This is a genomic window from Yoonia sp. GPGPB17 (genome assembly GCF_037892195.1).
GTDB lineage: Bacteria > Pseudomonadota > Alphaproteobacteria > Rhodobacterales > Rhodobacteraceae > Yoonia.
The window spans coordinates 1-25,267 of sequence record NZ_JATACI010000004.1 but is presented as its reverse complement, the minus strand read 5'-3'; the positions used below and the strand labels follow the sequence as shown (position 1 = coordinate 25,267).

General features: G+C 56.3%; 24 protein-coding genes. 4 read left to right on the top strand and 20 right to left on the bottom strand.

What is annotated here, in order from left to right; all coding sequences use genetic code 11:
- Positions 1–7: 7 nt before the first annotated feature.
- Both QTO30_RS21350 and QTO30_RS21345 read right to left on the bottom strand, forming a co-directional pair.
- Positions 8–1,663 (bottom strand): ShlB/FhaC/HecB family hemolysin secretion/activation protein, encoded by a 1,656-nt coding sequence (locus QTO30_RS21350; protein WP_340426202.1) that lies wholly within the window; start codon positions 1,661–1,663, stop codon positions 8–10.
- A gap of 3 nt (positions 1,664–1,666) precedes the next feature.
- On the bottom strand, positions 1,667–4,069 hold the full coding sequence (locus QTO30_RS21345) for a filamentous hemagglutinin N-terminal domain-containing protein (protein WP_340426201.1): 2,403 nt from the start codon (positions 4,067–4,069) through the stop codon (positions 1,667–1,669).
- A gap of 161 nt (positions 4,070–4,230) precedes the next feature.
- On the opposite strand from QTO30_RS21345, the gene QTO30_RS21340 reads away from it, so the two are divergent.
- Positions 4,231–4,710 (top strand): invasion associated locus B family protein, encoded by a 480-nt coding sequence (locus QTO30_RS21340; RefSeq protein WP_340426200.1) that lies wholly within the window; start codon positions 4,231–4,233, stop codon positions 4,708–4,710.
- A 452-nt stretch (positions 4,711–5,162) separates the two neighbouring features.
- Here QTO30_RS21340 and QTO30_RS21335 read toward each other — a convergent pair whose 3' ends face one another.
- Positions 5,163–5,747: a recombinase family protein gene (locus QTO30_RS21335; RefSeq protein WP_340426199.1), complete on the bottom strand. Its 585-nt coding sequence runs from the start codon at positions 5,745–5,747 to the stop codon at positions 5,163–5,165.
- 64 nt (positions 5,748–5,811) lie between these two features.
- Here QTO30_RS21335 and QTO30_RS21330 point away from each other — a divergent pair, with 64 nt between their 5' ends.
- Complete coding sequence (locus tag QTO30_RS21330; protein ID WP_340426198.1) at positions 5,812–6,582, top strand: helix-turn-helix domain-containing protein; 771 nt, start codon at positions 5,812–5,814, stop codon at positions 6,580–6,582.
- A gap of 53 nt (positions 6,583–6,635) precedes the next feature.
- Here the strand turns inward: QTO30_RS21330 and QTO30_RS21325 are convergent, their stop codons facing one another.
- From QTO30_RS21325 to QTO30_RS21300, 6 genes are all read right to left on the bottom strand, one after another.
- The gene (locus QTO30_RS21325) at positions 6,636–7,484 is read right to left on the bottom strand and encodes a hypothetical protein (protein ID WP_340426197.1); all 849 of its coding nucleotides are present in this window, start codon (positions 7,482–7,484) and stop codon (positions 6,636–6,638) included.
- A gap of 1 nt (position 7,485) precedes the next feature.
- Positions 7,486–8,274, bottom strand: a complete 789-nt coding sequence (locus QTO30_RS21320) for an endonuclease (RefSeq protein ID WP_340426196.1) — start codon at positions 8,272–8,274, stop codon at positions 7,486–7,488.
- Positions 8,267–9,598, bottom strand: a complete 1,332-nt coding sequence (locus tag QTO30_RS21315; RefSeq protein ID WP_340426195.1) for a DNA cytosine methyltransferase — start codon at positions 9,596–9,598, stop codon at positions 8,267–8,269. The genes QTO30_RS21320 and QTO30_RS21315 overlap by 8 nt, the downstream gene beginning before the upstream one ends.
- 306 nt (positions 9,599–9,904) lie before the next feature.
- Positions 9,905–10,573, bottom strand: a complete 669-nt coding sequence (locus QTO30_RS21310; RefSeq protein ID WP_340426194.1) for a ParA family protein — start codon at positions 10,571–10,573, stop codon at positions 9,905–9,907.
- A 111-nt stretch (positions 10,574–10,684) separates the two neighbouring features.
- Positions 10,685–11,719, bottom strand: coding sequence for a replication initiator protein A (locus QTO30_RS21305; protein ID WP_340426193.1), 1,035 nt, complete (start codon positions 11,717–11,719; stop codon positions 10,685–10,687).
- A 170-nt stretch (positions 11,720–11,889) separates the two neighbouring features.
- Complete coding sequence (locus QTO30_RS21300) at positions 11,890–13,524, bottom strand: type IV secretory system conjugative DNA transfer family protein (protein ID WP_340426192.1); 1,635 nt, start codon at positions 13,522–13,524, stop codon at positions 11,890–11,892.
- Positions 13,525–13,975: 451 nt separating this feature from the next.
- Here QTO30_RS21300 and QTO30_RS21295 point away from each other — a divergent pair, with 451 nt between their 5' ends.
- Positions 13,976–14,119, top strand: coding sequence for a hypothetical protein (locus tag QTO30_RS21295; protein WP_340426190.1), 144 nt, complete (start codon positions 13,976–13,978; stop codon positions 14,117–14,119).
- Positions 14,120–14,269: 150 nt separating this feature from the next.
- Here the strand turns inward: QTO30_RS21295 and QTO30_RS21290 are convergent, their stop codons facing one another.
- A complete protein-coding gene (locus QTO30_RS21290) occupies positions 14,270–14,722 on the bottom strand; it encodes a recombinase family protein (protein ID WP_340426189.1) in 453 nt (150 codons plus the stop codon).
- A 92-nt stretch (positions 14,723–14,814) separates the two neighbouring features.
- Between QTO30_RS21290 and QTO30_RS21285 the strand changes: the two genes are divergently transcribed.
- Positions 14,815–17,700: a Tn3 family transposase gene (locus QTO30_RS21285; protein WP_340426188.1), complete on the top strand. Its 2,886-nt coding sequence runs from the start codon at positions 14,815–14,817 to the stop codon at positions 17,698–17,700.
- A gap of 158 nt (positions 17,701–17,858) precedes the next feature.
- Here the strand turns inward: QTO30_RS21285 and QTO30_RS21280 are convergent, their stop codons facing one another.
- From QTO30_RS21280 to QTO30_RS21235, 10 genes are all read right to left on the bottom strand, one after another.
- Positions 17,859–18,629 carry a TonB family protein gene (locus tag QTO30_RS21280; protein WP_340426187.1) on the bottom strand — a complete coding sequence of 257 codons (771 nt, stop codon included), beginning with the start codon at positions 18,627–18,629 and terminating at the stop codon, positions 17,859–17,861.
- A complete protein-coding gene (locus tag QTO30_RS21275) occupies positions 18,626–19,003 on the bottom strand; it encodes an ExbD/TolR family protein (RefSeq protein WP_340426186.1) in 378 nt (125 codons plus the stop codon). The genes QTO30_RS21280 and QTO30_RS21275 overlap by 4 nt, the downstream gene beginning before the upstream one ends.
- Positions 19,004–19,007: 4 nt before the next feature.
- Positions 19,008–19,385 (bottom strand): ExbD/TolR family protein, encoded by a 378-nt coding sequence (locus QTO30_RS21270; RefSeq protein ID WP_340426184.1) that lies wholly within the window; start codon positions 19,383–19,385, stop codon positions 19,008–19,010.
- Complete coding sequence (locus tag QTO30_RS21265; RefSeq protein WP_340426183.1) at positions 19,385–19,957, bottom strand: MotA/TolQ/ExbB proton channel family protein; 573 nt, start codon at positions 19,955–19,957, stop codon at positions 19,385–19,387. The genes QTO30_RS21270 and QTO30_RS21265 overlap by 1 nt, the downstream gene beginning before the upstream one ends.
- Positions 19,954–20,964 (bottom strand): DUF6925 family protein, encoded by a 1,011-nt coding sequence (locus QTO30_RS21260; protein WP_340426182.1) that lies wholly within the window; start codon positions 20,962–20,964, stop codon positions 19,954–19,956. Before QTO30_RS21260 ends, QTO30_RS21265 begins: the two co-directional genes overlap by 4 nt.
- Complete coding sequence (locus QTO30_RS21255; RefSeq protein WP_340426181.1) at positions 20,957–21,625, bottom strand: adenosylcobinamide amidohydrolase; 669 nt, start codon at positions 21,623–21,625, stop codon at positions 20,957–20,959. The genes QTO30_RS21260 and QTO30_RS21255 overlap by 8 nt, the downstream gene beginning before the upstream one ends.
- Positions 21,622–22,380 carry an ABC transporter ATP-binding protein gene (locus tag QTO30_RS21250; RefSeq protein ID WP_340426180.1) on the bottom strand — a complete coding sequence of 253 codons (759 nt, stop codon included), beginning with the start codon at positions 22,378–22,380 and terminating at the stop codon, positions 21,622–21,624. Before QTO30_RS21250 ends, QTO30_RS21255 begins: the two co-directional genes overlap by 4 nt.
- The gene (locus QTO30_RS21245) at positions 22,377–23,360 is read right to left on the bottom strand and encodes a FecCD family ABC transporter permease (protein ID WP_340426179.1); all 984 of its coding nucleotides are present in this window, start codon (positions 23,358–23,360) and stop codon (positions 22,377–22,379) included. The genes QTO30_RS21250 and QTO30_RS21245 overlap by 4 nt, the downstream gene beginning before the upstream one ends.
- The gene (locus tag QTO30_RS21240; protein ID WP_340426178.1) at positions 23,357–24,193 is read right to left on the bottom strand and encodes an ABC transporter substrate-binding protein; all 837 of its coding nucleotides are present in this window, start codon (positions 24,191–24,193) and stop codon (positions 23,357–23,359) included. The genes QTO30_RS21245 and QTO30_RS21240 overlap by 4 nt, the downstream gene beginning before the upstream one ends.
- A partial coding sequence (locus QTO30_RS21235) for a TonB-dependent receptor domain-containing protein (RefSeq protein WP_340426177.1) occupies positions 24,180–25,267 on the bottom strand: 1,088 nt, incomplete at its 5' end. The genes QTO30_RS21235 and QTO30_RS21240, both read right to left, overlap by 14 nt.

The window sequence follows — 25,267 nt, the reverse complement described above, 5'->3', positions numbered from 1 at the left end:
ACCTTTGTTAGAACAGTTTGGTGGATATTCTCACGAAGCCTTGCAAAGTGTCATTTTTGTCTTGCGCGCCTTCATTAAGCGGCACAGCGATCGCTGAATCGAGGGTGACACCTCCAATTTGCAGCGACCATCCAGCGCCTAGGCTCGACAAGGTCTCAGCCCGTTCGTTTGCTAGGTCCTGAACGCGTCCAATATCAAAAAATGTGAACATTCGCACCTGAGCGTCCGTTGTGCCACCAAAGCTATTTAAGCTGACGGTCCGTGCGGGGAAGCCAAACTCGCTGCGCAGTGTGATACCGCGATCACCATTCATGCCGTTGTTGTCATAGCCGCGGATAGTATCCCAACCTCCCAGACCAACCTGCTCGTTTGAAAAGAGCGGTTCATCGGTCACTTGCGTTGTTAGGAAAAGTGACATTTGCCGACCGCTTTCAAACGGCCGTAAATATGTCAGCTGGTTACGCAAAACGCGAAAATCTGATGTAGGGACGGTTTCGTCCGCTGGCTCATCTTCCCAATCTGCATTAAGGAAGCGCGCGCCGAAAGAAAGGCGCGTATCTGTTGCCAAAACATATGTCGGGGCGCGATGCTCGGCGCGCCATCCCAAACGGACTGCGGATCGACGTTGTGGTGTCAGTGGTGCCAAGTTAACGAAGCGCTCGTTTCGATAGGTGCCGAGAGACAGGTAACCCCAGTGTTTTGTAGTCGCATTGCGTGACAGAAGTCGCTCGGCCGTCAGGGTGCTGTTCAACGTTTGAGTGAACAATGCTGATGTCGCGTTTAGCGGGCTATCCTCTTCGGAATAGGAAAATGCGCTTGAAAACAGCCACTTCCGATAAGGCGCGGACAAGGATAGTGAAACCGCATTGGTTTCCTCGGATGTTGCATAGTTGAAGGTCCAAAGATCGTTAATGTTCAGTAGGTCGTCAGCCTCAAGTGTGAAACGCAACTGTTCTTTACCTGAAGCATCCGCTCCCCGGTTGTCGTATCCGAACACCCCACGCAGCCAGTCGTTTGTCCGCTCTGTTACAGTGATAACGCTGGCGCCCGGAATGTCAGCAGCACTCAGGTTTGCATCCGCTTGCACCGACGGCAGCCTGTTCATCTGTTCCAGCCCATGTTCAAGATCGCGCAGCTGAAAGATATCATTTGGGGCCAGAGGCATTGCAGATGCGATCTTACGTGGCGGCGCGTTTTGTACTTCGCCAGCTGCATTCGTTCTCTGATAAACGAATGATGCGACCCGTCCCTCAAGCACAGTTACGACCAGTTTTCTCTGACTGATATCTTGTTCGGGGACATAAGCCTGCGTGGTAATATAGCCTGCATCGGCATAGAGGGCGGAGATACGACCAATTAGGTTGTTGATACCTGTTTTGCCCAGGCACCTACCTGCAAACTCAGTTAAGATCGGTGCGAAGTCCTCTTCAGCAAATATCGTTGCATCGCGAACGATGATCGCATCGATATCGAAGCAGGGTGTTTCTTCTACTGGTCCCGCTACCGCCGGAACTGAAATCTCTTGTGATGCTGTCGGTTGGGTCAGGGCAGTCAGAGCCCGCCTTTGCTCCTCACTCTCCTGCAATCGCTGTCCAGCATCTTGCCCTTGCGCAAAGGCCACAGCCGGAAAGACGACGGCAAAACCGATAATACTCAACTTCATTTTCTAGTGGACCAGAGCCCAGGGCAGGCCAAGTGGACTGCGGTCGATAGTATAGTCAGGTTCTACTACGCTTGTTCGGACAGTGGTGCCCGTAACCGTCACCTCAATGGGCGCAAGGAGCTGCCCTTCTGTAAGCTCGACATCACCGTTGATCGTGATTTGCCCTGCGTTTGACTTGAACATACCTGCGAGAGTCTGCGAAACAAGATAACTGCGCTCACCGCCAAAAAGGCCTATCAAGCCTGCTGGCTGTTGCACTAGCAGAGGCGAGACATAAGCCAACATCTGTGTTTGAGGGGCAGTGATCAGAATATTACCGCTAGCCTCAATCGTGCCTGCATGGTTTTGCACGGTGGACCCGGCCGTGAATGATAGATCCTGACTTGCCGTGATAGTTCCACCAACCCGAGAAAGCGTGTCACTTCCGCTCACTTCGCAAAACCATCTGCAAGTTTTCTTGAACGATAGTGCGCCTGTTTGGCGAAGCCTATTCACTATATCAATTTCTGCTTGCAGTCGAATGCTTCGTCCATTGATCGCACCGCCATCGTTTACAATATGACGCCCCAAGAGGCTTAGATCACCAATCGACAGGATGCGCGCTTGTTCACCGGCGATCGCAACGTCGCCGTGATCAACATGCACTTGCGTGGTCTGACTGCGCCGCAGGAAGAGAGACGTGAGGTATGGGTCACCTTCTGTGCTGCTGACCGACAGCGGCGACTGCAGCCCAGTAATTGTTGTTTCGTTGATAATATTGTCGCCTGCATCAACAAAAATACCACTATTTGAGAACAGTCGCCCTGTCTGGTTGAGAACACTACCATCTGCCCGCACCACCAAATCGTCAGCTCGGGCAAACATCACAGCCAACCGATCTACAGACAAACTCCTGTTAGTTATGTCGCCAGCGGCATCTACTGTCAGCCCACCCAACGATGTAGGATCGGTGGTATTGGGAGAACGTCCCTCAATCAAACTACCATAATTCAAGATATCGCCCTGCGAAGCTCGTAAAACGGCGCCCCCGGTTTCGGCGATCAGCGTGGTACGTTGGTCTTCGGACGCCAGACTCCCGAACCGCAACTCATGACCGCTAACAGTCACGTTAGCGGTAGCCGTAAGCTTACTTTCGTCGACGCCAATCGCTCCGGTCGCCAGCAACAACAGGTCGCGACCGCTTTGGACAGATGCGTTATCGACGATAACCGGTCCAATGACATTCAGGCGGATATCGTCGCTCGCTGTAATGCTTGTCGCCTGAAGTGACACTGCTTCGCCTGCATTGATGATGACGCCGCTCAAGTTTTGCGGGTTTGCCTGCTGATCAATCGTAGATGTAATTTCACTATCTGCGCTGGACGCGATCTCACCTGTGGCTGACAAGGTCACACCACCAAGCGATGCGAGATTTCCCGAGGATGCAATCCGACCCGTTATTTGCGTATTCTCCAGATGAATATCGCCGTCTTTAGCACTTATTGTGACACCGCTTGTGGCAGACGAGATTACGGTCGGTGTCATATCGCGGGCATCTAGCGCAACCTCCTTCGCGACAATGTTGATCGCCTCTTCCGCATCGATCCTTGCGCCACTCATCGTCAAAAGACCGGAACTGCTTAGATTAAAGCCCCCCGACAGTGCTAACTGATCACCTGCAAATCTGACACCAGCACCCTGATCAGTCACAGTCACGCTGATCCGACCTGCGGTCAGCGAACCGTTAGGCGTAATATCGACGACCAATGCGTCATTGCTTGTCCCTTCGCCTGGCACTGCCATAGCCCACGGAAGCAAGTTCGCACCATTTTGCCCAAGACCGGATCTGACCCGGTCAAAAGTGACGACTTGTTGCCCGCCAATCATATTGACATGTTGACCGGTATCTAATTCAACACCCCCGATGGGGCCATCAATCGTCATCCGCTGCGAAATCAACGCAAGCTCCTGCATGGTACCACTGAGCCCTTGACCTCTGATCACCAAATTAGTGTCAGACGCTGGCGTGAACGATAGACTAGGCTCACCTCGCAGATGACTACCCGTAATCAACCCGAGGTTGCTGATATTCTCAAAGTGACCGCCATTCACACTGATACCATTGGGGTTGGCGATGATGACATCCGCCTGTTGGCCCAATACGGTGACCGGCCCTTCGATACGGGTAATTGAGGTTGATGTAACCTCGTTAACGATGGTGTTTGCCAAGACATTCTGATTGTCTAGATCGACGCCTGCCTGTGGAACAGAAAATGCTGAGAACGTGTTCAAACTGACGCCAGCAGTGTCTGCCGGGGCCAGCTGAACGTTCAAACGACCATTTGGGGCTATTGAAACGCCAGTCGCCGTCCCGCCGTCTACCGTGATCGTCTGAGCAACGCATGGACTGACAAGAACAGAACACATAAACGTCACTAAAGATTGTCTCACCAGTGGTGATCGTGGAAAAAGTACTTTCATAAATGTAGGTCTTAATTCAAATCATCATGGGGTTATTTGAAACAGGCTCTTGCACAAGATGAGCGGGATTAGTCTTTGTGTCTACAGCTTTGAAAGGTACTCACAAGATGCAGTTGCACTTCCAGGCGGTTTATCGTTGGGTGATCAGAATGGTCATCTTGGGGCTGTCCTTCCCGGCCATCGCACAGTCCAATATCACGGGTTCGCGCTTTGAGGATTGGCAGGTTGTATGCACCGATGAAGGTCCTTGCCGTATGTCACAGACTATTGTGCAACTCGAAACGCAAAGGCTCATCCTTCAGGCCCAGGTTTATGGCGGAGACACCCCAACGCTGTTGCTGTCCTTTCCCTTGGGAGTTCTTTTGAGCCCTGGATGGACCATGCAGATCGATGGTCAAACAAAGCAAGCCTTCCCCTTCGAGATTTGCAGAAGCGACGGATGTTTCGCGGGTGTTCCCCTGACCCCTCAACTCATCACTGCGATGCAACGGGGCAGAGCGCTGTCCATTGTATTCTTTGATGCAGCCCAGCAAGAAGTTGCACCAGAGATATCACTGATCGGGTTCACTGCCGCTGGCAAGCGCTGAACAGCAACTGAGCGATCAAATCAGATGGTATGCAAAATGAACGCGTTCTGTGTGTGAGGGAGAAGTATAGAAGATCCGCCGCGAAAACGACCGTTTTCGTCGGGGCCAACTTTTGCGAACGCTCTCTGCGGCAGCGGCTCTATCGCCAGATCAATAGCTTAGCTTAGGCCATCCAACTGCCACAAAAAGGGTCGTTTTCGCCGGTGACAGAAAGGTACCATTTCGGGCCGTTCTCGCTGAGCGGTCAGTTACACCAAGCTGCACCTGTACTTGCTTCAGACCATTCAGAAAATGGTTCGGGATCGCAACGTCAAAATACTGCAGCAGTAGCTCTCATATCGGACAAAAACCCCATGTCACAACCATTGCGCCAAAAACGGTCGTTTTTGGGAGATCCTTCCCCTGCCCCATTGATGTGACTTTTCACGGTGAGTGGCACTGATTTTTGCACGCTAGTTGGCGCTCTCGGTGCGCTGAAGCGTCCGGTAGATCGTCGGTCTGGAGACGGCGAAGACATCTGCGAGGTCGCTGATCGAGTAGTCGCCGGTGTCGTACATGCGGCGCAACTCGCGGTGCTGTTTTTCGGAAAGCTTTGGTTTCTTGCCGCGCAGCTTGCCCTTGGCGCGGGCGATTTTCATGCCTTCGCGGGTGCGCATCTTGATCAGGTCGGACTCGAACTCGGCAAATGTGGCGAGGATGTTGAAGAACATCTTTCCTATAGGGTCGGTGGGGTCATAGACCGTTGCACCCAGGGCGAGGCGAATGCCGCGTTCAGCCAGGCCGTCCGCGATGGTTCGGGCGTCTGGTGCTGACCGGGCCAATCTGTCGAGCTTGGTCACGACAAGGGTGTCACCCTCGCGGACAGCGGCCAGGGCCTGATCGAGACCTGGTCGGTCGCGGGTCCGGCCTGTGAGGCCGTGGTCAGTATAGATACGATCCGGGTCAACGCCGAGGGCGACAAGCGCCTCCCGCTGTGCGGTCAGGTCCTGTTTGTCGGTGGAGCAGCGGGCGTAGCCGATCTGGGTCGTTGTCATCATTCAGTCGTACGATAGAGCTACCTCTATTGCAAAAGAATACGTACCATTCATGTGATACAAGACGATGTCAAAGAAACCTGGCAAGGGCAGCACTCCCTCCAACCGTCCGGTGACCGATCCTCTTACGGACAGCCTGACCGCGTATTCAGACGCAGATCGTGCCGCCGCGATGGACCGGTTCCGGGTTCTGCAGCCGCATCTTGAGATCGGTGTCCCGCTGACGGCAGTGGCGGAGGCATCGGGTCATTCCGTCCGAACGCTGCACCGGTGGGCGGCGCGATACCGTGATGGTGGCCTTGCAGGGTTGGTGCGGCGCGGGCGCGTCGATGCCGGATGCCGGAAGCTGCACGTCGATCTCACGCAACAGATCGAGGCCCTTGCGGTGCAGAAGCCGCGCCTGTCAGTGGCTTCGATCCACCGACGCATCGCGGAGTCGGCGAAGGCCGAAGGCCATCCTGTCCCGTCATACGCGACAGTGCGCAGGGTCATGGATGCGCTCGATCCGGCCATGCTGTGCCTCGCCCATGAGCGCTATGTGAAGCAGCTTCAATCTGGAGGCTTGTCAGACGTCCGTGGCCGCCCAATTTCTTTGGATCAAAACACCATTTTCTACTGCTACATTGTCGCTGACATCGTGGGCAAGATGGACACGTGGACCTATTCTTGGCAACGGACTGCTGATGGACGTGGCAGGATCTATCGTCCCAACAGTGGTTTCCATGGTTCCATCGAACTTCTGGGCTGGGATCAGCTGATTGGTGACGCACGCGCGCGCAATCAAGCGTTTTTCGATAAAGCAGGCATCTCAGGGGAGAGCTTCTTTAGTAACGGATAGTTGCGGTTCTCCATCGCCAGCATCAAGACCGTGTGATCGGGGCACCAGCTATATCAGAACGGCCAAGGAAAGCTTTCGATCCACGTGCTCACGGACTGAACGGTACGCCCCAACGCATCAACGATGCTTTGAATATTCACAACTACACTCGCGCCTGCCGCCGTTCCGCACGCAACAAGAGCCGCATCAATGCCTTTCTCCGCCCGCACCTTGAGCCACCCCGCGAGCTTTGATGCTACAGCACCCAAAGTAAGCGTCTTCTCTGCGACAATGGCGTCATCCGGTTCCTGAGCCTTCGTTTGTTCGCGGATGGCGGCTACTGCTTCATTGAGCGCGAGCCATTCTTCCCGAGAGCACGGATGCTCGACTTCTAGCGGCTCAGGTGGGTGATTATGCCCCATCATACCTTGCGGCGATACGAGAGGCTGGATTAAGGCCTCTAGCTCATCGAGCCGCGCGGCAACATCTTGGCGCGCCGCCGGTTCAGAAATAGGTGATTGCGATGTCACAATGATTGGTGGCCATTCCTCATCGCCATCAACGATCTCTCCGTTCAGGACGCCATCATCATCGTAATCGCCTGGTTGTTCTCGTGGAGCCCACTCTAAGAGGCCATCGCTTTCGATCTCGTCGATTGCCTCCTTCATAATTTCATATTCAACTACCTCGCCGAATTCGTCTTGAACCTCATCGTTCGCTTCGTGAGGTCCACCCCAAATCCACTGATACCCACCCTCGCGGGACTCGTAGGGAGTACGATGAGCGGGGTCTTCAAAATGCGCATGAAACCAGCTGACCATCATGCGGATTTTTTGATCTTTCGACATTTCCGCAATATCGTCGCGAGTGTACCCATGCATGCCTTCGACATCCTGAAAACTGCCGTAGGTCCGTTCTACCATGTCAGTCTCGGTAATCTCTGATCGAGACCGGATCGAGCTTCTTAGCAGGAACAAGTTGATAATGCCGTTCCTCGACGACCTTGATCTCGTCGTCCTGTAGCGTGAGCTCGAAGAGCGCTACAACCTGGGCGTCCATGAACTGCGCAGCGATCGCCCTGCACCGCATCCCAGGAAACTTCTCTTCGACGAAGCGTATATCCTGGCTTGTCTGCACGATTCCGATTTGATCCTTGCCGCCCTTGGCCTGGACGGGGATCACATAGTGGCAGCCGCGCTTGTCCAGCCCGACGTAGAGCTCGTCGATCTCGATCTGCCCAATCCCTTTGACCGTTGTGCGAAGATGGTTCTGAAGGCTGTAGGTCGTGAGGCTCAAAAACGTGTCGATCAGCCGATTGTAGCGCACGATCGCCAGAAGCGCTTGCTCGTCGTCGAGTGCATAGGCTCGGATCAGCTCGGGGGTCGCATCGGGGATGTTGATCGTCACCAGGTCTTCACGAGGTAAGACCCGATTGATCTTGACCATACGAAACTTGTAGACGGCCCGCCCTGCGAGCTCGATCACCCACTCCATGCCTTCGGGCTGTGTGTCGACGATCCGCTCGGGTAATGCCGCTCGAAACCGAAACGAATAGAGCACGTCGCCTAGGTTCTTCGGAAGCTTGATGTTCAAAACCTCGGCCGCATCTTCGATGTCGGTCCGGGCAAATTCGAGTTCGGTCGCACCGCCGCTATAGCGGTCGAAGAATATCTTCTCGATCAGAGCTCCATAGCGGTTAGGTGATTTAGCCATAGGCAACCCTCCCCGCGTTGATCTCTTCCTCGATCTCTTCCTGCTTGCGCTTCTTCGCGCCGCTCTTTCGATCACGCTTGCTCGGCGGCGGTGTGATCCCAAACCGGCGTGATGCCTGCGAGAGATCAAGCGTCAGGAGCTCTGGGCCGCCAAGCGATAAGGCTTCTTCTGGCCTAGTTGGTTCGATGCCCAGGGCTTCAATCATCTTCGTGGCGATCACCCTGGCCAAAGGCGGCGGTACCGCATTGCCAATTTGCCGCGCGCCATGCCACTTGGTCGCGTTAAGGCGAAACCAGTCTGGAAATCCGTGCAAGCGCGCCATTTCTCGCACGGTGATGCACCGCGCATGACGATAATGGATCGGGCGCGGGCTGGTGAATGCGCCCCTCGCACCGTCCGTTCCGGCGCGAAGCGTGTTAGCAACGCCGCCCTGTGGAAGCTTGAAGAACCGGCTGATCGGCTCGACCGCCCCCTCTTCCGTTTGTCGGAAACGCCGACGCGAAATCTCGGTGTGGCCGGTACGGGCGCTCGACGTGAGAACATTAGGATTCCATTCGCGCACATAACCGAAATGCCATGCGTCATTTTTTAGACCGCGCAGCTCCGCGGCATAGTCAGAGGGGTCACCAAAGCGGCTCGTCTTGACGGCATCGCTTGCGTTTAGGGTCTCAAACGTATCGGCATCAGGAAGATCCCCGATCGCCTCAGCACAGGACGGTCCAAAACCTAGCTCGGGGTAGAGTTTCGGCCGACCGGCTATGTTGGTCGTCGGTGCTGGATAGTCGGGAAGCGCCCTGCCCTTTTTCACTCCCATGAGGATGAAGCGCTCGCGCGATTGCGGTGTGCCATAGTGACCGGCATTGAGCACCTTCCAGGGCAAACGACATTCGTAACCGACCCGATCAAATGCCCCTACCAACTCCTTCAGGAATGCTTTGTGCTTGCCGACTGTGAGGCCTTTGACATTTTCGAAAACAAAGCTCTCTGCATCGAGCTCATGCACGAGCCTCACGAAATCAAGAACGAGTTGGTTGCGTGGGTCGTCGAGCGCCCTGTGACCGATCAAAGAGAAACCCTGGCACGGCGCACCTCCGAAGACGCAATCGATCTTCTTGCCCTCAAGGCCAGCACGTTGCCTGACATCATCGCCGGAAAGCTCGGCAACTGATGCTGGAATTACCGTTGTTTCAGGGAAGTTAAATTCGTGAACGGCGCAATGCACGGGGTCGATCTCAATCGCGGCTTTTACGTCGAAGCCAGCTTGCTCGAAGCCGAGGCTTAGCCCCCCTGCCCCTGCAAAAAGATCAATCCCGATTGGTCGCATTGCGCTCTTCTTTCTTAACATCGGCCTAACATCACACCCTTTGGTTAATGCAATCCTTCATATTTTTCCCACAACATCTCGATCAGCTGACCCTGTGTGACACCGAGCCTTTCGGCTTCTGCTGCTATGGCTTCGCCAACCTTTGGAAAAACCTTTGGGTGCAACTGGTAAGTCCTCGGGCTTGGCTTTCGACCGGGCTTCTTTCGAGGGGTCCGGTCGAGAAATCCCCGCGCTTCGCCAACTTCATCTATGCGCCGGACTTCTTCAACGGTCGTTCCTTTCGAACGAGCCTTCAGCCCCGCAAGCCTATTTGAGCCGCTCATAAACTGCCTCCGTGAATGCCTGAGCGTTTGCCAACGCCTTATCTACCTTGCCGCCTGTGACCATCTCCGGGTCATTCATCATCGCTGTCAGATCGCCCCCATAGGCGAACAGTTCCGAGAAGGCTGCGCGCGCGACCAGAGACGGCTCGATCACGTCGATCCCTGCTCCGCTGAGCTGTTCTTCCAACTCCTTCTGGACGCGGCTCTTGACGGCTGCGCTGGTCTTGGTCAGCGCCACAGCATGCCGGATTGACCGCCCAAGCGCTTCTTCTTCTTCCCGAACCAACGCCAGTGCTTCGGAGCCGATCTCTGCGTCCAGTGCTGTCGGCTGCATCGGGACAATCACCAAATCCGCCTGGGAGATGGCCCGACTGACGAGCTGGGAGGCAACCCCTTCAAGGTCCACAATGACGATCTTGCCGTCACCATCCGCGCTCCGGATGGTGGGAACGATCTCAGACCGACCAACATCGCTCTTCAAGGTCACACCGGAAGGTACGCCATGAGATGCCCACCGGGTAAGAGACTTGTTCGGGTCACAGTCAAGCACCGTGACGTCCGCGCCCATGCGGGCGAACTCAGACGCCAGAAGAACGGCGCATGTCGATTTTCCAACCCCACCTTTGGGGCTTGCCATAACGATGACGGGCATTGCTCGATCCTGCCACTTAGTTGTTACCGGTTTTATATCTCATACCGGAATTAAATCCAACACCGGAATTATATCTATGACCTGTTTTATTTCTGTAACCGGTTTTTAATCTCAAGGCCTGCCTCGCTTCTCGAACCACTTTCGGCAGAATCCAATGAAAGCGCGGTCAGCGTTGCGGGGCGGCTCAACACACCAGTCGCGCCACTCTCGTTCCAGAAAACGAACATCCCAACCCGGCGCTGCATGGCGCGCTTCTTCGTAGGTGTCGGACTGCAGCGGTGGAATACTGCCTTCGATAAGCTGGGCAGGGGACATCGTGCCGCGATTGGTGAACACCACCATGTCAGCTTCATCTTCAAAGGTAACATGGTAATCCGGCAAATGGTCATGCTCTGCGAGTTGCCGGATCATCTGCCGAAAGCGTTTCTGTGGGCTTTGCGACCCAGTCTTAAGCAGCAACTTCGCCAGCGTGATGCGCCAGGTTTTCTGCTGCCCACAATGCTTGCGAGCGATCTCGTACACCCGTCTTTCAATGGGTTTTCTTAGACGAAAGTAGTCACGGTGGAGGGTCAAAACCTCTTCGTTGCGGATTGCATTGAAGACCCAGTCTGACAGCTTCACTTCACACCAGAGAAGACGGCCATCAAGGCCATGTTTGCGGCGGATAGACGACGCGTCGATCAGGCCAAAGCCGTCAACTTGTTCTTCATCGCCAGTGACAATGTTTGTCCTTATCCGCGTCCCTTCAAGGCGATCAAGGGCATCGAGCAGGGACTGATACTCCCGGCCACTTGTGCCGCGGTTGGTGAAAATAAGCAGCTCTCTGGAGTTGATGCGGACACGAGGCGAAACAGCTTCGCCTTCCTTCAGCTTCGCCATGATCTGACTGATGCAGTAGATCAAAATGTCCTTGTCGTAGATCGTCGCTAGACCCTTCACGCTCGGCGTGATCTGAAGCCACTTGTCGCCATTCTCATAGCGCTTGACCGTCGTCTCCGGCTTCTTCGAAAGTGAGTAGAACGGGTGCTCCATGTGCTGCATCACGTCCTTTAGAACCGCGTCAGCGACATCACAGATGAACAGATCATGCTGCGGATGACGATCCGGCAGGAGCGGGGCAAGGGCATTCGTGTTATCAGTTACCATGTATCGACATTCGTGGTTTTAGTTACCGCAGTCAAGATTCGTGTTATCAGTTACCAAATGCAGGATTTCAGTTACCGAGATTCGTGTTATCAGTTACCATAACAATAGAATTATGATTTTAAATCAATTGGATGCGCAGCGCTTAAACAACGTAACACAGATTCTAACACTTATATAACACCCAGCAGATCATCCCCGCGCCATTTGAACCGCTCATCCTGGTAATAAACGATCTTCTTCGCGATGAGCGGTGACATGCCTTGCACCTTCAGAATTTGCAGAGAAGGGTCGAGGAGCATGATTTCATCCGGCGTGAGCAAATCCCGGGCGTGGAGGCCTTCGGTCTTCTGGCCTTTGCCATCCTTCGTATGGAACTTACGGGTTTCCTGACCGATGGTGAGACTGAGCCACTTAGCCGTTTCGTAATCATTCACACCGAAGCTCTGGATGACACCGGAGTTGGCCATGAAGGTATTTGCGCTTTGGCCATAGAGGGTCTTGAGTTGGCTGAGGTCCTGCAGGATGGGCCAGAGCTGGACGCCATAACCCGCCATTAGCCCCATGGCGCGCTCAACAGCTGTCAGACGGCCAAGAGAGGCGAATTCATCGAGAAGGAAGAGGGTAGGGGGGATCTGGGCCGCATTCTGCCCTGTGACGCCCTCAGGGGCCGCCTGCGCGGCTCTTACGATGTCCTGGAGCGCCTGTGAGACCACCAACCGTAACCAACGCGCGTAGACGTCCAGGCGATCCGGCGGCAGCACGATGAAGACGGACGCAGTTTGCGTCCGCAAATCAGTAAAGCGGAAGTCGGATTTGCCGGTCACCGTCACCATGCGGGGGCTGTCCAGGAAATGCGTGTGGCGCTGCGCATTGGACAGGACAGAGGCGGCCTCGCGTTCTGCCTTACCGATCTGCCTGTTGGCAGCGCGGGCGATCAGTTCACCGGCCCGGTCACTGTCCTGCATGTCCACCAGCAGGGCCGCGTATTTGTCAGAAGGCAGGGTGAGCAGCTCGCGCAGGGTACCCAGCGTCTGGCGTTCTTCAGGCTCATGGCAAACGCACCAGAGAATGAGGCCGGTGATGAAGGCCTTGGCTTCCTCGTTCCAATGCGCGTCCTGTACCTGGTCCGGCGGATCGACGACCAGCGCGTCCGCAAGGGCCGCCGCATCCTCGCCGAGATCGGGACTGTCGGGGTCAAGGTCGGCGAGCGGGTTGAACGCAGCGGACGGATGCCCGGAGATGCCAAAGGGATCGAGGACATGCAGTGGTCCCATGCCAGCCCGGACCGCGCCGGTGATCTGGGCGTTCTCGCCCTTGGGGTCAATCACGATGACGGGACGCTTCACCTTCAGGAGATTGGGAATGATTGTCCCGACACCCTTACCGGTGCGCGTGGGAGCCAATGTCATGAGATGCGCCTTGCCATCGTAGCGCAGGAAATGCCCCTTGGGGTGGTGCTGGCCGATCAGCAGACCGTCTTGTCCGGACAATGTGGTGGTCTCATCGATAGTGGCAAAGCGGGCCGAGCCATGGCTGTCATGCGGATCAAAAAAGAACCTGCCCCAGAGCGGTGACTGCCGGAACCAGATCACGAAGCCGACGAGGCTGAAGGGCAGGGCGGTCATCAGGAGTCCGGACGTGGTGGCCTCATCCGCATCAGCGGAAAAGAGCATCCCCACAAACAGCGCACCAAGAAATCCGGGTACCACCACCAGGACCAACAGCAGCACTGTCTGCATGATCGCTTCCCCGGCATTATCCACCAGTGATGTCATTCCGCGCGCCGATCGGTCCTGGTACGGCATGGCAACCATCCTTCTCACATCCCAAGGCAGGGGACATCGCCAGCACGCAGCCGTCAACTCTGGATTGCGCCGTGCCGCCAAAAGACCCCCGCGACAATGCCCAGGCTCCAAAGAGGCCAGCACGTGTGCTAGTGTCCACCGCAGGATCAATGGCGCAAAGTGGCGAGGGTGCGAGAGCAACCTTGACGTTTGTTCTGTTGTGATGCCTTCTCATCTTTAGCCAGCATACCTGTGTGGCCACACATCCCCTGACGGGATATGAGACCAAACAGGGCTGGTGAGGGGGGAAATCCCCCTTCAATCCCCCGGATCGCCTTGCAGGCGATGGCCTTTGCCAGCCCCGGATATATGGGGTCCTGGGCAAGCAAAGGCCAAAGAGCCTCCCGCTCCCTGGACAGGGAACCCGGCGAGAGGCTGTTGCGCTGAACGGGCTGCACATGAGGAGATAGACATGGCCATCTGGATCAAGTTCCGCGCGACCGAAGAGCAGCGTGACACCTGGTACGAGAAGGCCCGTACCAAGGGCGTCAGCTTCTCTGACCTTGCACGACAGACACTGGGGTCGTTTGCGGGAGGGGGCGAAATGACACTCTAAGGATTCCCGCGATGCCTTTTGACTATGCTGAGGACGGTATTCTTGCTGATGCCTAGGTCGCAGGCAATCCAGCGGTAGCTGCGACCTTCCTCGATGGCCGCAAGAACCTTGGGTGCGAACTTGTCTGATTTTGGGCGCTGCCCTTTCTGCTTAACCCAGCTTCTGTCCGCGCGCCCGCGCCGCTGCTAATCCTGATTTGACGCGTTCGCTGATGAGGTCGCGTTCAAACTGAGCGATCCCGGCCAATATCGTTGCCATCATCCGGCCATGTGGAGAATCCAGCTCGAATGTCATTCCGCTTATAGCGACGACGGAAACATTCCAGCCAGCCAATTTATGTAGTGTCTCTAGCAGATCTTGGGTCGATCTACCCCACCGGCTCAATTCGGTGACTAAGACCGCGTCAATCTCTCTTGCCTGAGCAAGCGCCATAACTTGGTTTCTTGCTGCGCGGTTTGAGGTCGTCCCCGATGCGGTCTCTTTGAATTCTCTAATGACTTCGAAACCGCCGCGTTCGGCGAATGCTGTCAGATCTGCGATTTGCCGTTCGCATGACTGATCATTGGTCGAAACCCGCGCATATATGACAGCCTGCTGTCCCAATTGAACCCCTTTGGATATTGACCTTGCAAGTCGTTGATTTTGTTGAAGTGGTTATTGTCACAAAAAACACTTGTTCAATAGGTACATATTTCATGCCCCGCCGCAATATTCTGACCGAACGCCAGCGTTCCTCGCTGCTTGATCTTCCCACAGATGAGATGTCACTGCTTCGGCATTACACGCTGTCTGACGAAGATCTTGAGCACATCAACGAACGCCGCCGCCCCGAAAACAGACTTGGGTTTGCGCTTCAGCTCTGCGCACTGCGATATCCGGGTCGTGCGTTGTCACCTGGAGAAGTCATCCCACATGATGTTCTGGCTTTCATTGGCGCACAGTTGGGGCTGACTGGCGACGCATTGCTTTCTTACGCGGCCAGACGTCAAACCCGCCAAGAGCATCTGGAAGTGCTGCGCGATATCTACGGTTACAAATCTTTCACCGGCCGTGGTGCACGCGATCTGAAGGGCTGGCTGGATCAGCAAGCTGAACTTGCGACTTCGAATGATGATATAGCCCGCCGATTTGTTGAGGAATGCCGAAGATCACTCACGGTACTTCCCGCAATATCCACAATTGAACGTCTGTGCGCGGATGCGTTGGTGGCAGCGGAAAAGCGGATTGAAACAAGGATCGCAGAAAGACTGACCGAAAACGTGCGCATCAGGATCGATATATTACTGTCCGATCAAGTCGATGATCGGCTGTCGCGGTTTGTCTGGTTGCGTCAGTTTGAAGTTGGGAGCAATTCAGCCTGGGCAAACCGCTTGCTGGATCGACTGGCGTTCTTGCAAGACTTTGATCTGTCATCAGACCTGTTTGAGGATGTGCCTGCGCATCGCGTCACGCGGTTGCGCCGTCAGGGCGAGAGGTATTTTGCGGATGGTTTGCGTGATCTGCCAGATGACCGCCGCCATGCTATCCTTGCAGTCTGTGTTGTCGAGTGGCGTGCCGCAATCTCTGATGCTATTGTCGAAACCCATGACCGGATCGTTGGCAAGACGTGGCGTGAGGGACAAAGACTATGTGCTGCCCGCGCAGAGGATGCAAAGTCGGCTGTTCAGCACACCTTGCGTTCCTTCAGGGATCTGGGTTCTTCAATGCTGGAAGCAAAGAATGATGGATCATCCGTCGATGAGGCTGTGTCTTCATCGACGGGCTGGGCCGATTTGGAGGCATTGGTCGCGACCGCATCGCAGCTGACCGATACACTTTCGTCGAACCCCATAGCTCATCTGGTGCAAGGTTATAACCGGTTCCGACGCTATGTCCCGAGAATGCTCCATCTTCTCAAGATCGATGGTGCGCATGTGGTTACGCCGCTCTTAGCTGCCATCGATTCGATCGAAAATGGCGTAAGGCATGCTTTGCCAACAGATTTCTTGCGGCGCGCCTCGAAGTGGCATCAATACCTGAAAGTTCAAGAACCTGGTGATCAACGTCTTTGGGAGGTCGCAGTTCTATTCCATCTACGAGATGCCTTTCGGTCCGGCGATATCTGGCTGGCACAGTCCAAGCGCTATGGTGATCTCAAACAGGTCCTTGTGCCGACCGCGACGGCGGCTGCAAGCGCGCGGCTCGCCGTGCCGCTTGATCCCGAACAATGGTTGGCCGAGCGCCATGCCCAGATGGAAATCGGCCTGGACAAGCTCTCAAAGGCCGCAAAACGTGGATCGATCCCGGGCGGAGCCATCGAAGACGGCGTGCTGCAGCTCAGCAGGCTTCCCACACAGACCCCGAATGGCGCGGCTGAACTGCTCTTTGACCTGTATAAGCGTGTGCCGGATACGCGCATCACCGACATCATGTTGCAGGTCGATGACGCAACCGGCTTCACTGATGCTTTTACACATCTGCGGACAGGGGCACCGCCAAAGGATCGGGTTGGCTTGCTGAATGTGCTGCTATCGGAGGGCTTGAATCTTGGATTGAGCAAGATGGCTGAGGCGAGCAATTCGCACGGTTTTTGGGAATTGATGCGCATTTCGCGATGGCACATTGAAAGTGAAGCCTACGGACGGGCGCTTGCGAATATCGTGGACGCTCAGGCCAAACTACCGATGGCACAATTCTGGGGGATGGGGATGACTGCATCCAGCGATGGTCAGTTCTTTCCAACCACACGGCAGGGCGAGGCGATGAACTTGATAAACGCCAAATACGGAGGTGAGCCAGGGCTGAAAGCCTATACACATGTTTCGGATCAGTTTGCGCCGTTTGCATCTCAGACCATTCCGGCCACGGTAAGCGAGGCACCTTACATCCTTGATGGGTTGCTAAACAATGACGTGGGCAAACGGATCAAGGAACAATATGCGGACACAGGCGGCTTCACGGATCACGTCTTTGCGGTCACATCTATCCTCGGCCATCGGTTTATTCCGCGCATTCGGGACCTACCATCAAAGCGGCTTTACGTGTTCGATGCCGGAGGAACGCCTCAGAACTTAAAAGGTATGATTGGCGGTAAGATCCGGGAAGGTCTCATCGCGTCAAACTGGCCCGACATTCTCAGAATCGCGGCCACGATGACGGCGGGAACCATTGCGCCAAGTCAGATTCTACGCAAGCTGGCATCATATCCGCGCCAGAACGACCTCGCTGTTGCCTTGAGAGAAGTTGGTCGGGTCGAGCGCACGCTGTTCATGCTGGATTGGGTGCTCAACGCAGATTTGCAGCATCGGGTGCAGATCGGATTGAACAAAGGTGAGGCGCACCATGCGCTGAAAAATGCGCTGCGCATCGGTAGACAGGGTGAAATACGCGACAGGACAACCGAGGGGCAGCACTATCGTATGGCGGCGCTCAATCTGCTGGCGACCATCGTCATATACTGGAACACCGCCCGGCTCGGCGAGGCAGTGGTGCAGCGCAAAAACGCGGGCCTGCCTGTTCAGCCAGACGTCCTGGCGCATACGTCGCCACTCGGGTGGGCGCATATTCTACTGACGGGGGAATACAACTGGCCAAAGCATTGAAGCACGAAATAGCTGACCACCGCAGCGATACAGATGACCTTGTAAGTTGCGCATTAAACGGGAATTCTCGGGTTTGCCGCCAATGACCGGTTTTTGGATTATCCTTTTGCCCATTGAACGCGTTAGCTTTCGCGGCGGACCATGACTAATATCTCAGTCTAGGGCCTAAGCGTGATCAACAAATCAAAGTCATATAGTCCATCCGCAATCCCTGATGGCGCTGCAGGTAGGACGGCGCGCTCAACCGCCATGCGTCCTGCCCGATCAAGCAGTGCGTTGCCTGAACTTTGTGCGATGTTGACACTGATCAGGCTGCCATTCGTTGACACTGTGATGCGGAGCGTCACGCCGCCGCGCGCGCGTGTTCCTGCGGGGTATCGTTTGCGGCGCTCAACAGCGTTTCGGATTGCACCCTGCCAGCGTGCCATTTGTGCTGGATCAGTCGTAGTGGCCTGCGCCGATGTCGTGGCAGAAGTTCCACGCCCTGCCTGTGCTGCGTTGCCACCGCCTGCCGCTTGTTCTGCGACTTGAGGTGGTGGCGTTGGGCGCGACACAGGGCGTGGTGAGGTGAGCGGTGGTGCCAGTGGTGTCGTTTTTTCGACGTCCGGCGAGGCGTCAGCACCAGGCGGCGTCTGAAGCGGGATGGCAGGTTGATTAGGACGCGGATTTGGTGAAATGGGGATCGCCAATGGCCTGTCGCTTGGCTGGGCTGGTGCGTTGATTTCAGGTGCAGAAACAGCAACCTCAGGCGGGCGATCCCAATCTGCGATCACGTCTCGCAAAGCCGAATTCACAGCGACTAAGGAAACGGCCCCATCGCCCATGTCCCCTGCAGCCTGACTGCCACCCGAAGGCAGCACTTGCCATGCCAGTATATGCGCCACCAGTGCGATGCCAAGGAATGGGGCGAATGTTGCGGCCTGGTTCATTTCGCGGTGACAGCAAGGTCAATCTGCGCCACACCCAAAGTGGATAACTGTCTGAGAATGCCCGCAACCTCACCAGCTGACGCATCTTGATCAGCACGGATAGCGATATGTGTCGGGGTGGTTTCGGCCAAGTTTTGCCAAACAGCATCGTTGTAAAGCCCCGCTGTCGATATCGCCCCGTCCTGCGCGATATATAGCGTGAACTCTGCGCCCAATTCAGCGTTGTTTGCCGCCTTGGGCAGGGTCAACTCAAATGGCGGTGGGGCCGCAATACTTGCTGACATCAGAAAAAAGATAAGCAGCAGAAAAACGACATTGATCATGGGAATGATCGCTTCAGACGGCTGCTTTTTGGTCGGGCGTTTGAACTGCATGTGCTTACTCCACCACAGCCAATTGCGTGAAACCCGCCTGCGTCAACAGATCCGCAATATCGATCAGCCGCTGCAGCGTGGTCTCAGCATCGGGCCGCAGCACGATGAGATCTTCAGGCGTTTGCGTCAGATCAATAAGTTGGTCGATCAGGTCGTCTTGTGGTGTTGCAAATCCATTGAGCGACACCCCGATCGGTGTCACTTCAACCAGTCTTGGCGGCCCATCATACCTGTCGCTGCCACCTGCCGCCAAAAGCGGCACTGCGGTGTCCCGGCCAAATTGTGCGGTCAGCATGAAGAACACCAAAAGCAAAAAAACCACGTCGATCATCGGTGTCAGGCTGGGGCGCCGCCGTACGCGTATCTGACCAAAACGAAACATCAGGCGACCATTTTGACCTTCGCTGCATTGGTAAAGGTCTGCGTTGCCATATCTTCCAGCTTGGCCTGCGTGTGGTCAACGATCCCTTCGAACCAACTGAGCGCAACAGCGGCGGGGATCGCGACACTCATGCCTGCGGCAGTGGTCAGTAACGCCTCCCAGATACCACCGGCCAAAAGGGACGGATCGGCCTGCCCCCCGCTTTCCTGCAAGATCCGAAATGCTGCGATCATACCCAGAACAGTGCCTAGCAGGCCGATTAGCGGCGCGATCGTCACGATCAGGTCCAGCGGGCGTAAACCGGACCGTAGTTGCCCAAGCTCCCGATGTGCCAGACGCTCGATTTCTTCGCGTGCGATGTCCTGCGGCAAGTGCATCGCATCATCGACACCGGTTGCAAAGCGGCGATAAAGCCTGTCCGTATCTTGAGATGCCCAGACACCTGCCCTGAAGAATTGCCAGATTTTCCAAAGGATCACGGCGAGTGTGATCACAGACAAAGCAGCAATCACCCAAAGCGCAGGCCCACCTGTATCAAGAAACGTGCGCAAGGCTGCAAGATCAATGTTCATCCTTCATGCCCCGGATTTTCCGCTTCAACATCTTCGCTAAGGGTGGATGCATCGAACCGCGCCGCCCATTGATCAAGCAGCTTGCTGTCGCCATGCAACCTGCGCCATTGCCGCAATCCGTTGCGCAGACCCGCCCTGCCTGTGCGCGTAGCAGGCTCTGATATGCTTTGCGGCAACTGGCCCGCTTTCAATGCGGCCCAAACGGTATTCTTCGCCGCGCAGTAATCATCTACCCCCCAATCTGACAGCAATGCTTGAAAGGCATCAAACGCTGCTTGGTTTAGCGCCTTTTCTTCCCCGAGCCGCCCGATTACAGGGTTTTCGGGGTGAAAGCCCGCACAAGGGATCCAGCCATCCGGAATGGGTGCATTGGCGGAATGCGTGCGGCCTGCGCGCAGAAGTTTGGGCAAGACATGCGTATGGGGCCCTTCGGGCGAGGTGCCGCCTGTGTCCGGTCCGCCGATCATCTGATACACCTCAACCCGCCCGATCCGTGTCAACGCCACGCGATGCGGATGCGCCTGCAAAATGGCGGGCATGGCTGGGTTTCCGGCCGCAAACAGGGACTGGCCAGAATGTGCACGCAAAATCTCCAGCAAGGCAGGGTCGGCGGTGCGAATACAGAAATCAACCTGCAACTGGGCAAGGCCCATGTCGAACAGGATCGCGCCACGATCCTGCGGGCGCAGCGCATCGTCATCCGAGCCCAGTTCCGTCAGGGTGTCACGCCGATGCATCGCGGCCTTGGTCGCTGGCAGGCAAAGCGATACCGCCTGACTCCATCGATGCGGGCGCGGGCTGAGTGTTTCGTAGGCGACAGGGCGTACCCCATTCAGGCGCGCGATCTGCACGCCCCCGCGATCTGTGACCTGCGTCATGTCGTTGGGCACGGCGGGTCTCTCATCTTTGACATGATGAAACTCGGCGATAGCCCCGAATGACCCCATGTTCCAACCTGCCTGCGGATCGGCAAGGCCTTTTTCCAGTACGGTTTGCAAGTCAGCCATCGGTGGTTCCTTCCTTCAAGTTGGGTTGATCAGCCAGCCAGTCACGCGCGCCGAAAAGTGTCGCGCGATAAACGGCGGCCCCCAATGCTTCGCCGATATCGGTGTGTAATCCTGCGTAGTCGTCGGGTCCAACGGGGGCGGCGACAGCGATGCAATCAGTGCCTGTTCCGGTGGCTTTCCCGGCGGGCAGGGCCAGCCCCGCATCCATGATCGCAGCTGTTCGTGCTTGGGTGGCAATGCTAAGCGCCTCGATCAGGCCAGTCTGTGTCAGCCCCCGGTCGAGGCGCACTGCCACGTTGATCGTGCCCCACGCCCCGGCGGGTCGCTGTACTCGATGACCAACACGCTCAGAATTTGATAATCCAACGGTCGCCACGCACTGGGCCGTGCATTGGTAAACTTGCGTTGTGATATCATGGAAGGCCGTCACGTTACGCGATGTCAGAAATGCAATAGCATCCAGCGATCCGTGCTGGCGCAGTTCGTTGTCCAGCCAGGCCCGTACATTCAGGTCTTTTGGCAGGTCGGCATTGCGTACCTCACGCCAGATGATGCGGCTTGCCCGCACAAAGCCCGGTTTGTTGATGGCCCAGCTGAGGACTTGCATCTCTGCGCCAAGATCAAAGCGCAGCCAGGGCCGGTTCACGGTGACGCCGCTCATCCGACAATCTCAAGCGGTTGAAAGACTGGGCCCTGCGCTGTTTGTTCAAACCAGACAGTGACGCCGAAGACAGTACGCATCAGCGCAGCGGTCAGCACATCGTCTGCTGTGCCATCAGCCACAATCCCCCCATCATGCACGACGATCAGGCGGGTACAATGCCGTGCGGCCAACCCCAGATCATGCAGCGACACGATCACCGATTTTCCTTGGGCCGCCAAGGCTGTAAAGCAGCCAATCGTGGCAATCTGATGGGCGGGATCAAGGCCCGCAATCGGCTCATCCGCCATCAAAAGCGGTGTTTCCTGGGCGAGGGCACGCGCGATCAAGGCACGCCCCTGTTCGCCACCGGATAAACGTGTGGCGTCACGGTTGCGCAATGCGGTGAGTTCCATCTGAACAAGCGCCCGATCCACTGCCGCCAGATCAGCATCAGAGGCGTGCTGGCCCACCCCCAAATGCGGCGTTCGTCCCAATGCGACAAGTGTTTCCACGCTGACCGGCCATGCAATTTCGCGGGCTTGCGGCATCCAAGCGACATGACGGCCCCGGTCGCGCGCGGACATAGCTGCGATAGACGAATGCCCCTCATGCGGCAAAAGACTCAAAACCGCACGCATCAGGGTTGTCTTACCCGCCCCGTTGGGGCCGATCAGGCCGATAACTTCGCCCTCTGCCACCTCAATATTCACATTGGACAGAATGCGCTGTTTTCGCAAGGTCACACCAAGATCACGAAGCTGAAGGAGTGTCATAGTCCTGCCCGCCTTGTCCGGTAAATCAGGTGCAAGAATAGCGGGGCACCGACCAGCGCGGTCAGAACGCCCAGCTTTAGATCGCGCGCGGGCAGAACGACACGCACTGCGATATCAGCGAGTAGCAGCATAATCGCCCCGCCCAGCATCGATGCCCATAACAATCGCCCCGGTCGTGCACCTACAAAACCGCGCAGGATATGCGGCACGACAAGCCCCACAAACCCGATAGCCCCCGCCACCGCTGTCGAGGCGCCCACAACAGCCGCTGTGCCAAAGATCAATGTCAGCCGCAGGCGGCGCAAGCCGATGCCCATCGCCTCCGCCGCGTCTTCGCCCAAGGTCAGCGCATCAAGTCCACGCGCCAAACTGGCCAGCAAAACTGACCCGGCAAGGATGAAAGGCAGCGCGATCCACACATGCGTCATGGACCGGTCAGCCAGCGATCCCATCATCCAGAATACGATCTCATTGGCGGCAAAAGGATTGGGTGACAGGTTCAGCACCAGCGATGTCAACGCGCCCGCAAGCGCCGAAATCGCGATGCCTGCCAAGATCAATGTCAGCGAGCTGCCCTTTGGGCCAGCTAATACCAATACCAACAAAACGCCGATCAACGCGCCCGCCAATGCCGCCACCGGCAGCGCGAACGCGATGCTGGCCGCAATGCCTGTTTGAATAGATAAAACAGCGCCAAGCGCTGCTGATCCTGACACGCCGATCAGCCCAGGATCCGCCAGCGGATTGCGTAGATATCCTTGCATCGCAGCCCCCGCCAACCCAAGTGCGCCGCCAATCACAACGGCCAAGATCGCACGCGGCAGACGGATTTCACGCATCACCAGCGTCAAGGGACCGGCGTCACCGGCGATGAGCGCGCGCAGGCTGTCCATTGGCCCGATCCGTGCAGGACCAACGACCAATGCGGCCAGAAAAAGGATCACCAGAAGGCCCGTCAGGATGATGAAAAGCCGGGTCATTCTGCGGTCATAGCTTTGCGTAAATCCGCCATGTCTGCGATGGCGCGTAGCACAAATGGTGTCCCGCAAACCCAATCACGATCCGTGAAACTGCCTGTCGCACGGCCCGCGCGTAGCGACTGCACAACCGGATGATCAAGAATTTCCTCGGACCGTGATGCGCCGGGATAAGGTTTGGCCGTGATGACAGCATCAGGCGCCGTCATCGCCAACACTTCCAATGGCATGATACCGCCGTCAGCAAATCCCGCCTCAGCCGCGACATTGGCAAAACCCGCCGCGGTCAGGATTTGCCCAGCCAGCGTACGATCACCGGAGGTGTATCCATTTGCGTAGTAAAGTGCAGCGCGTGGATGTTCCAAAACCTCGGTCTGCAAAGCGTCCAACTGGGCGTCGTAATCCGCAATCATACGCGCGGCATGGTCTTCTTGCCCCAGTACATCGCCCATTTGCATGATCCGGTCACGCACGTCATCTAGCGCGTAAGCCGGTTCAAAGACCGCCACGGGCACACCAAGGCGGCGCAGCATTTCTACGGTGGCACGCGTCGAAAAACTGCCCGCGATCACCAAGTCAGGCTGCATGAGAAAGATATCCTCGGCCAGGCCACGGTTAGGCAGATAATCCGTAGCTTCCGCCGCCATGGCAGAGCCGCGCGGGTCAAACGCCAGATAAGACACCGACACCAACTGGCCCGGCGCCGCAATCATCATGGCGAGCTGGTCGGTACACAGGTTCATCGAAACAACGCGCGCGGGTGCGTCAGCCTGTGCAATACCGGGTATGCCGCAAAACATACCCAGTACCAGAGCGACCAGTCTAGAAACGCGCATCAATGCCAACATAAGCCGCACGTCCACGCGACGCGAACCCCCAAACCTCGACTGCCTCGTCATCAAAAAGATTTGTAACGCGCCCCGTCAACGTGATGCGGTCTGTCAGATCATAGCGGGCCGCCACATCGACAGTTGTGAAATCAGGTAACTCTTCCGTGGTGCCACCAGTCCAGAATTGCGTGTCGAAATTGCCTGCAACATAGCGCAGATCGGTGGACACCGACCCACGGCCCGCAAATGTTTGCAACGTTGCCCCAAGTTTCAGCTCATGCTCTGGTCTGCGGATTTCAACGCTGCCATCGGGGTTTGTCGCGTCAATGTACGTATAGGCAAGGCGCAACTCCAAATCATCTGTCGCCTGAACATCGCCCTCAACCTCAATCCCCTGGCGGTCGCTGTCGCCGGATTGGTTTTCGAACGTGAACGCACCGGGGCCTGTTTCAATCGATGTAATCTCATCGGTCAGGGTTTCGTTGAAATAGGTCACGTCAACCATGCCACGCCCCGCAAAAACGGGAAACTCCACACCAATATCAAAGCTGCGGTTTTGTTCGGGTTCCAGATCGGGATTTCCTGTGAAACCAAAATCATCGGCGAAAAGCTCAAAGTAAGATGGGTTCACTACACCTGTGCCCGCCGATGCATGCAGACGTATCCCCCTATCACCCAGCGTGTAGGACAAGCCAACATTCCAGGTCGTCGCATCCTCAAACACGTCGTTGTCATCGAACCGCGCACCTGCCTGCAGGTCGAGCCCATTGGCAAAGCTTGCCCGATATTCCAGCGCAAAGGACGTGGCTTCGCGATCAAACAAGGGATTGGAACTACTGCTGTCGCGCTCATTCTCAACGAGCAAGTTGATCAGTTGATCCGCCTGCGCGACCGCACCGTCCAGTCCGTAGCTCAGGCGGTATTTCACAGCCTCTGTCGTCGTTTCCGTGGCAGGATCGTCGCCAAAGCTTTGCTCGTTCTCGGTATTCTCATAGGCAAGGCGATGTGTCAGGCGGCCTGCCAGCATGGCGTATTCCGCGAAAACCGCGTAAGTCTGTTCGTCCCGATCACTGAAGAGGG